This window comes from Coprococcus sp. ART55/1, assembly GCF_000210595.1.
GTDB classification, from domain to species: domain Bacteria; phylum Bacillota; class Clostridia; order Lachnospirales; family Lachnospiraceae; genus Coprococcus; species Coprococcus aceti.
The window spans coordinates 2,606,373-2,615,248 of the sequence record NC_021018.1; the positions used below are offsets into that span (position 1 = coordinate 2,606,373).

At 44.3% G+C, this 8,876-nt stretch carries 9 protein-coding genes; 7 read left to right on the top strand and 2 right to left on the bottom strand.

The genetic code is table 11. The annotated features are described in order from the left end of the window. From rsgA to CCU_RS11735, 3 genes are all read left to right on the top strand, one after another. The coding region (gene rsgA / locus CCU_RS11725) for a ribosome small subunit-dependent GTPase A (RefSeq protein WP_208896208.1) at positions 1–388 on the top strand (388 nt) is incomplete at its 5' end. Next, positions 388–1,050, top strand: coding sequence for a ribulose-phosphate 3-epimerase (rpe, locus tag CCU_RS11730; protein ID WP_015534821.1), 663 nt, complete (start codon positions 388–390; stop codon positions 1,048–1,050). The genes rsgA and rpe, both read left to right, overlap by 1 nt. A 22-nt stretch (positions 1,051–1,072) precedes the next feature. Further along, entirely contained in the window at positions 1,073–1,735 is a 663-nt protein-coding gene (locus CCU_RS11735) for a thiamine diphosphokinase (protein ID WP_015534822.1), read from the top strand. 110 nt (positions 1,736–1,845) lie between these two features. Here the strand turns inward: CCU_RS11735 and CCU_RS11740 are convergent, their stop codons facing one another. Beyond that, positions 1,846–3,870 (bottom strand): Na/Pi cotransporter family protein, encoded by a 2,025-nt coding sequence (locus CCU_RS11740; protein ID WP_022216779.1) that lies wholly within the window; start codon positions 3,868–3,870, stop codon positions 1,846–1,848. Positions 3,871–4,142: 272 nt separating this feature from the next. On the opposite strand from CCU_RS11740, the gene CCU_RS11745 reads away from it, so the two are divergent. Together CCU_RS11745 and CCU_RS11750 are read left to right on the top strand one after the other, a co-directional pair. Then, positions 4,143–5,591 (top strand): hypothetical protein, encoded by a 1,449-nt coding sequence (locus tag CCU_RS11745; RefSeq protein ID WP_015534823.1) that lies wholly within the window; start codon positions 4,143–4,145, stop codon positions 5,589–5,591. A 15-nt stretch (positions 5,592–5,606) separates the two neighbouring features. Beyond that, positions 5,607–6,062, top strand: coding sequence for a 23S rRNA (pseudouridine(1915)-N(3))-methyltransferase RlmH (locus CCU_RS11750; RefSeq protein WP_015534824.1), 456 nt, complete (start codon positions 5,607–5,609; stop codon positions 6,060–6,062). A gap of 6 nt (positions 6,063–6,068) precedes the next feature. Here CCU_RS11750 and CCU_RS11755 read toward each other — a convergent pair whose 3' ends face one another. Beyond that, a complete protein-coding gene (locus tag CCU_RS11755) occupies positions 6,069–6,467 on the bottom strand; it encodes a 23S rRNA (pseudouridine(1915)-N(3))-methyltransferase RlmH (RefSeq protein WP_015534825.1) in 399 nt (132 codons plus the stop codon). Between the two features lie 122 nt (positions 6,468–6,589). Between CCU_RS11755 and CCU_RS11760 the strand changes: the two genes are divergently transcribed. Continuing rightward, positions 6,590–7,402, top strand: a complete 813-nt coding sequence (locus tag CCU_RS11760) for a Cof-type HAD-IIB family hydrolase (protein WP_015534826.1) — start codon at positions 6,590–6,592, stop codon at positions 7,400–7,402. 120 nt (positions 7,403–7,522) lie between these two features. Further along, positions 7,523–8,876: LCP family protein (locus CCU_RS11765; protein ID WP_208896210.1), on the top strand; the 1,354-nt coding region annotated here is incomplete at its 3' end.

Here is an 8,876-nt window from a genome sequence, read left to right on the forward strand (position 1 = left end):
GGGGCCATCGGGAGTCGGCAAGTCGTCTACTCTCAATGCGATCAAGCCAGAGGCGGAGGCCCAGACAGGCGCTATAAGTGACAAGATAAAGCGTGGCAAGCACACCACGAGACATTCTGAGCTCATGCACATTGGCGGCAGGACATATATTATGGACACACCGGGCTTTTCATCGCTCTATGTTGATTCCATAGAGGCGGAGGATCTCAAGGAGTATTTCCCGGATATTGCGGCATATACGGGAGAGTGCAGATTCAACATGTGCAATCATGTCAGTGAGCCGGATTGTCTGGTAAAGCAGGCGGTTGCGGACGGAGAGATAAGCCGTATAAGATACGAAGATTATGTAATGATATATAACGACTTAAAAGAAAAGAGGAAATGGTAATGATAATTCTTTCACCTTCATTATTGTCAGTTGATTTTGCACATATTGCGTACGGCATTGCGGAGCTTGACAGAGCGAAAGTTCCTGCGCTGCACCTTGACGTTATGGACGGTGCGTTTGTTCCGAACATATCATTTGGTGCGCCTGTCATAAAGTGTCTCAGAAAAGAGACGAACATGATATTTGACGTGCATCTCATGATAGAGGAGCCGGACAGATATCTTGAGGATTTCAAGAAGGCAGGTGCTGACTGGGTAACCGTACATGCAGAGAGCTGTAAGCATCTGCACAGAACCGTTGCCAGGATACATGAGCTTGGAATGAAGGCCGGAGTGGCACTCAATCCGGCAACTCCTGTATCAGTGCTTGACTATGTGATAGACGATTTGGATATGGTACTTGTTATGAGTGTCAATCCGGGATTCGGCGGACAGTCATTCATTCCTTCAGCACTCAGAAAGGTGGCTGAGGTCAGAAAAATGGCAGATGACAGAGGCCTTGAGCTCAATATAGAGGTGGATGGTGGAGTCAATTTGAAGAATGTGGGTGACGTCATAGAAGCCGGTGCAAATGTCATAGTTGCCGGTTCTGCGGTATTCGGCGGTGATGCTTATGAGAACAGCAGCAGCTTTCTCAAAGTATTTGAGAAATATGAGGCATAGATAATAAAGGGCAAATAGTGATATGAAGAGTTATATTATAATATCCGGAGGCAGAGTTGATCTGTATTCACTTCAGGAAATCATGGACAGACACCTTGAAAGCAGCAGAGTGATAGCTGTGGACAAGGGTATAGAGACCTGCAATAAGATAGGAATAGTACCGGATGTGATCGTGGGTGACTTCGATTCAGCCAGCAAGGTGACTGTGGGCGTGTACAGGAAGATGGCTAAAAAGATGCACTCCATACAGTTTGTTGATCTGGACACACACAAGGACTTCACGGATACTCATGTAGCCATCATGCATGCCATGGAGGAAGGTGCTACGGATATTTATATATCGGGGGCCACAGGAACAAGACTTGATCACACAATGGCAAACATAGGGCTACTCAAGGAATGTGCGGATAAAGGCGTAAATGCGTATATAGAGGATGACCATAATGTAATAACCATGATAAATTCCAGTGCCGGAATAAGCCGGCTGGAGGGATACGATTATATATCTTTTATACCGTACGGTGGATGCGTCACGGGGGTAACACTTACAGGGTTTGAATACAACGTGGAGAATCGTACATTTGAGATAGGAGACAGCCTTGGAGTGAGCAACCGGGTTGTATCGGAGGATGCAAGGATAGAGATAGAAGATGGCTATATGATCGTCAATTATAGCCGTGACTGATATGGTTTAAAAGACCAGGCATATAAACTACAATATAAATATAACGAAAAAGCTCTGCACAGTGTATTATCTGTGCAGAGCTTTTTCACATAGCAGTTTGTTATATTCCTTTACTTTTTCTTGGAGTTCTTTTTACCCTTTTCAGGATATTTCTCGTTTATCTTTTCTTTTATCTTTTCGTGCCTGTCGGCTACTTTGTTTTTTGCTGATGACTTTTTCTTCTGGTCGGACTTCTGGTCGTTCTTTGACTCATTCTTTTGCTCGTCGCCGGAAACCTTAGCTTTGTTATCAGGTTCATCAGGTGTTGTTAACTCACGGAGTTCGCGGATGCTGGCATCAAAGCCTTCTGTTATCGGATCGGCATACATGGATGAATAATATGCATACAGAGCCTTGTATTCCTCAGATGTCTTGTATCCGGTGATGTAGATGTGTCCGTGCATCTCGTCCATATGGATACCCCTGATCTTCTTGGCAATGTGAAGGCCGATGTTCTTACAGTGGCTTCCGATCCTGTCAAGACTTGTGAGAATGTCAACCAGTGCAAATCCTCCAGGGATACCACATTCGCCCATCTGAAGTCTCACAACGTGGTGATCCTTTATAAGCTCTGTTATCTCGCTGATGGTCTGTGCAAGTGGCTCTATTCTTGATATTGCCTGAAGATCGTCCTCCTTGAAGGCGTTCAGAGTCATATCAATAATATTGTTAGTCGCCTTGAGCGCTGTCTGGATCTCATTCATTCCCTGATCTGAGAAGTTTATCTTCTGATCTATTATATTTCTCGATACAACGAGAAGATTCTCACAGTGGTCACCAATCCTTTCCATATCACTCAGACTGTTCAGAAGCTCAGACACATCAAGTCGTTCGGATCTGGACATGTTGTTCTGTGATGTTACCTTGAGGAGGAAGTTGTTGAGTGAGCTCTCACATTTGTCTATGAAATCCTCATTCTCCTCGAGTTTGGCGGCATCTTCTTCATTGAAATCACTGATGAGTCTGCATGCTATTGCAAAGTTCTCTCTTATGCAGTCAGCCATGGCAAACATGACATTTCTTGCCTGTGAAATAGCGATGGAAGGGGTAGCGATAAGTCTCGGATCCAGTGTGGCGAGCTCTTTGTCGATCTTGGACTCCTCGTCGTCCCTGATGATCTTTCCTGTAAGTTTTGCCACCTGATTGGAGAATGGCAGAAGTATCAGGCTTATGATAAAGTTGAACAGGAAGTGGACGTTTGCAATGTTACCACGGTTTACGACCTTGTCCATGAAAGGCATGTCTATGAAAAGCTGAAGTCCGTATATGACAATAACAAAGAACACAGCTCCGAATATGTTAAAGAGAAGATATGAGAGAGAAACTCTCTTTGCCTTCTTGTTCGCACCGATTCCCCCGAGGATAATGGTCATACACTTACCGATGTTCTGACCGATAATGATAGGAATGGCTGTTCCGTATGTAACGACGCCTGTGGACGAAATGGCCTGGAGTATACCTACTGATGCAGATGAACTCTGTATGATGGCTGTGAGCACAAGTCCTATTAAAATACCAAGTAATGGGTTATTAAACGATGTGAACAGATTCTGGAAGCTCTCTGATTCCTTAAGTGGCGCAAATACACCCTCCATGGTATTCATGCCGAGAAAGAGGATTCCAAGACCAACAAGAATACTTGCAATATCACGTTTCTTGTTGTTATTTGTAAATAGTATGATAAATGCACCTATACATATAAGGATAGGAGCAAATGATGACGGTTTTAAAAGTTTAAGAAGAATATTAGTCTCCGCAAGATCTCCAAGACGAAGGATCTGTGCGGTCGCGGTACTACCGATGTTGGCACCAAACACGACAGGTATGGCCTGCCCAAGCTTCATGATTCCGGCATTTACAAAGCCGATGAGCATGATGGTCGTTGCTGCCGAACTCTGAATGATGGCTGTTACGGCTGTACCGAGTGTAAAACCCTTGATAGTTCCCGTAAACTGATTTTTTCCGGTTGTAAGTTTCTCAAGAACCTTTTCCAGACTGCCACCGGCGAGATTCTTCAGCGAGGCACCCATGAGATTCATTCCGAACAGAAATAAACCTACGCCTCCGAGCAATGTTAAAATAGAAAATAAATCCAAAATTATAGCCCTCCTGAGTAAAATGAATTTTACCTGTGTTTCTGACAGGTAAAAAATATGTAATAAATATGTAAAATCCCATACGATTCAGATTATAACACATCACTAGTTTTTGTACTATTGAAAAAATAATGCAATTGATGGTAACATTTCGGCAAATGTCACAATAAATATGATGGTGGCGGCAAAACTTCAACTGTGGTAGAATGAGCAGGGTATATTATATAAAAATGATAACGAAGATTCAGATAAAAGAATGGAGTGGCTGATACATGTCTGTTTTTAGTGATAAGAGAGTATTTGGAATCAAAAGGCAGAACTGTGGCGGTGTGTCCACCGCAGGGCAGGTATGCGCCAATGATGTAATATTGTGGGTCATATTTCTGCTGCCTATTAATATAGTAATACATGGTGCAGGACAGTGCCTTGTGGCCATGGGATTGTTCGTGGGCAATGTTGTCGGATGGATATTTCTGTCAAAGCGTATGAATTCGTATGCTGAGATATCCCCTAAAAAGATACACAATGCTCCGGAGCTGTTCGCAGCAAGATATGGGTCATGGAAGTTGAAAGATCTGGTGTCCGTCATATGGATAGTGACGCTTGGCCTGATACTGGTGTCTGTTCTCAAGGTTATCGTATCGGTTGTCGCCTATTTTATGGACATGCCGGAGAGCATAAGCCTTGCCATCATAGTGTCATTTCTCATCCTTGCCACCATACTGGTTGACAATAAGCTGATGGGAATAATCAAGACAATAGTGTTCATAATGGTTATAATCGTATGTCTGACGATGATCGGACTGGTATTTTACAGGATGGATGCGAGGGAGATACTTGACAATTACAGGAGATCAAGGCTTGCAGGGGGAACCAGCATTTATCTGAATATACTGTATTACGATGGCAAAACAGTGGATATAGGAAGTGCGATATCCATGACGGGAGTAGGACTTGGATGTATAGCCATGCCGCTGATGTACAAGGGTGTCTTAAATATCCGGGATATCAAGGAGCTCGATGTCGGAAGAATATGGGCTGTAATCTTTGAAGGGTTCACAATACTTTCAAGCTGTATACTGGCACTTCTGGTCGTACCGGTGCTCTATCCTGAGAAGGCATGGGCAAATATGAACTCATTCCAGGTGTACAACCTGATGCTCAAGAAGCTGCTTGGAACGGGAACCTATGCGTATGTGTTCAGATTTGCCGCGCTTATGGTGTTTATAGCGGCGGTTGTCGTAATGCTGGAATCGTTCATGAGAAATATATGCGAACATATAAGAGGGCTTGTTCCGGCAATCTCAAGAGCCGGTGGAATCGCAAAGCTTCTTATAGATATAGGTGTTGTTGTGCTGACCGGATGCTGCATTTTCCTGGTGGCAGAGTTTGTTGAATTCAACAGAGAGCATATGATCGCCGACAACTGGGGATTGTGTGCGGCGGCACTTGCGGCTCCTCTTTTCTGTACACTGACGTACAGGCATGCGACCGGAAAAGGCATGTATGCCGGAATAATAGCAGGAATACTCACATTTGTTATGTGGAAATATCTCCCGTTTGTGAACGGAGGCAGCCTGGCGGCATACTCGGGTATCAGTGGTGACGTGGTTGGATTTGCAGTGAGTCTGCTGTTCACCATTGGAGTAAGTGTGTGCACGCAGAAAAATACAGAGGAAGAACTGAAGATATTTGACAGGATGAGGGCTGATCAGGCCTGATCTGAAGGAGTTCATATGATATACAGGATTGCCTGCGTCGGCAGGATAAAGGAACAGCATTTTACGCAGATGTTAAATGAATATAAGAAGGAGATCGACAAGAGAGGACGTCTGGAGATATGCGAGGTTCCTGACGAGAGGATACCTCAGAAGGCTGGCGACAAGGTAAATGCCATGATCATTGAGGCCGAGGCGGACAGGCTGAGACATGTGATCGGGAGAGACGACTATGTTATAGCACTGTGTATAGAAGGAAAGAAGACGACCACGGAAGGACTTGCCGATCAGGTCCGCAGGGCATCGGAGCGCGGACATGACACGGTTACATTTGTGATAGGGGGATCTCTTGGACTTGCTGCAGATATAGTGAGGAGGGCTGATTACAGGATGAGCGTGTCGGATATGACATTTCCGCATCAGCTCATAAGGGTGACGCTGGCGGAGCAGCTTGCGATCATAAGCCGGAGCTGACAGGGATTATTTGTGGTAGGTTATGTTGTTCAGGATAGTGTATGCCCTGTAGGTCTGCTCGGACAGCAGGAGGGCAGTCATCTCGGCGGACGGCTGTACTGAACAGAGAGAGAAATTTTCCATATCAGCTGTGAGTGATTCATCGTACCCTATGTAGAAGTTTATCTTTGAGGTACCGCTTGAAGTCAGACTGTTGATGCGGGCTGCGTAGTCCTCAGATGAGATGGTATCGGAGCCGGATATGCAGTAGTTTGTGGTGTTTTTCCCTGAGGTGCATTTAATTTTCCCTGCAACACATACTATAGACAGAGTACAGTATGGAGAAAGTCTCTTGACGTACTCGGCGATGGCTTTCTGATACAAAGGGTTGATTTTTTTCTGATTAACGTATATGTTTATATCCATGTGATTTCTCCTAAAGTCAGAAATGGGCGGCAGGATGGCGTAACGGCATCCTAACTCTGACATTATATAGCATCAAGGAGAAAATATATAGCAAATTATGTTATAACATTATGGAGGATAAAATGAGTAAAAAATTACTGGCACTTGATATTGACGGAACGCTGACAAATACTCAGAAGGATATTACTCCGGCAACGCTGGAGAAAATAATAGAGGCACAGGAGAAGGGGCATATCGTTGCGATAGCATCGGGACGTCCACTGCCTGGAATAAGGAAGATAGCAGACACCATAGAGCTTGACAGATTTGGCGGATATGTGCTTGCTTTCAACGGCGGAAGGATCGTCGATTACAATACCGGCGAGGTGGTATATCAGGCTGTGCTTGACAATGATGTGGTGAGGGATATATATGATTACTGTCTGAAAGCGGGCTGCGGAATGGTGACATACGATGGAGACCGAGTTATAACCGGAACTGATATAGACGGATACATGACATTTGAGGCAAGTATCAATCATATGGAGATCATGAGGATAGATAACTTCAGGGAATATATCGATTTTCCTCTCAACAAATGTCTTCTTACCGCAGATCCTGACAAGGCGGAGAAGATAGAGCAGGAGCTTGCAGAAAAGTTCGGTGATCAGCTTAATATATTCCGCTCGGAGCCATATTTTGTGGAGATCATGCCGCCAAATGTTCACAAGGCAACATCCCTTGAGAAGCTTCTTGAGGTCCTTGATATGGACAGAAAGGATCTTGTGGCGTGCGGTGACGGATATAATGACCTCACGATGATAGAGTATGCCGGGGTGGGAGTCGCCATGGCAAATGCACAGGACATAGTGAAGGAACATGCCGATTATATAACATTGTCAAATGACGAGGACGGACTTGTGCCGGTGGTGGACAAGTTTATCCTGGCTGACTGATCAAGTATAAAAAATGTGTGAATTATGTGTATCCCGTTGAATTGATGAGATATTTGTAGTAGAATGTATTGCTATATGAGTTAAATTTTGACAGATACATTCGATATTTAGGAGAAAAATATGGGAAATAAAATGAGTGGTCATGATGACGATGATATGAAGCGTGTTAAGGGCAGATATGCCGGAGAGATGCTTTTTGACGATGAAGATGATTACGATGACGATACCGACGATTATTCAGATGATCATGGCAGAACCGGTATTGCAAAGGATGATTATTCCGACAGCGCATTTGGACCGGGCGCAGACGATGAAGAGGATGCGGCATCAGAAGAGGAAGCTTATACATCGGATGATGAATATTATGAAGATGAATATGCGGAAGAAGAGCAGGATATGAAGGATCAGAAGAGAAAGAAAAAGAACAGAGTATGGGGAATCATACTTGCAATCGAGGTTGTTGCAGCCATAGTCATAGGCGTTCTGTTTGTGAAGGCGTACATCAACAACACATATAACAAGATGCAGTACAAAGAGCTGAAGGACACTCATATAAATGAGGATCTGGATGAAGAAACAGTCAAGAAGATGACAGGATACACCAACATCGCATTGTTTGGTATAGATACCAGAGATGCAGGCATGGTTGACGAAGGAGTGCGTTCAGACAGTATAATCATCTGCAGCATCAACAATGATACACAGGAGGTCAAGCTTCTCTCACTGTACAGAGATACTTACCTTGAGCTCTGTAATGACAGCCAGTCATACGAGAAGGCGGCTCATGCATACGCATACGGCGGAGCACAGGGCGCTGTCAATATGATAAATAAGAACCTTGACCTGAATATAACAGATTACGTTGCAGTCAATTTCACAGCCCTCACAGAAGCCATCGATGCCCTGGGTGGAATTGATATAGAGCTGAAGGAGGAGGAGCTTTATAAGCTCAACCAGTGTATTGACGAGCAGATGGGTGTAAATGGTATTTATTCAGATTATGTATATGACACAGGTGTCGTTCATCTGAACGGTGTGCAGGCTACAGCCTACTCCAGAATCAGAAGTACAGATGAGGGTGATATAACAAGAACATGGAGACAGAGAACAGTTATCTCCAAGATGATAGAGGCGGCAAAGACAGCAGGAATCTCCAAGCTGCTTGATTGTATCAACGTGGTTGTGGATGATGTTGCATCAAGCCTTACAGAGGAAGAGATCATTGATATGGCAAAATCCTGCTTCAACTACAAGCTGTCTACTACAACAGGATTCCCGTTTACCATCGCCAGTCCTACCATGGATGAGGTGAGCTATGTCGTTGCCTGTGATCTCGCAACGAATGCCACAGCACTTCACAGATTCCTGTTCGACGACATGAATTATACACCGTCAGCTACCGTACAGAATATAAGCTACAACATCATCAATGATTCAGGCTGTGAGAATCAGCTCGATCTTGATACATTTACAG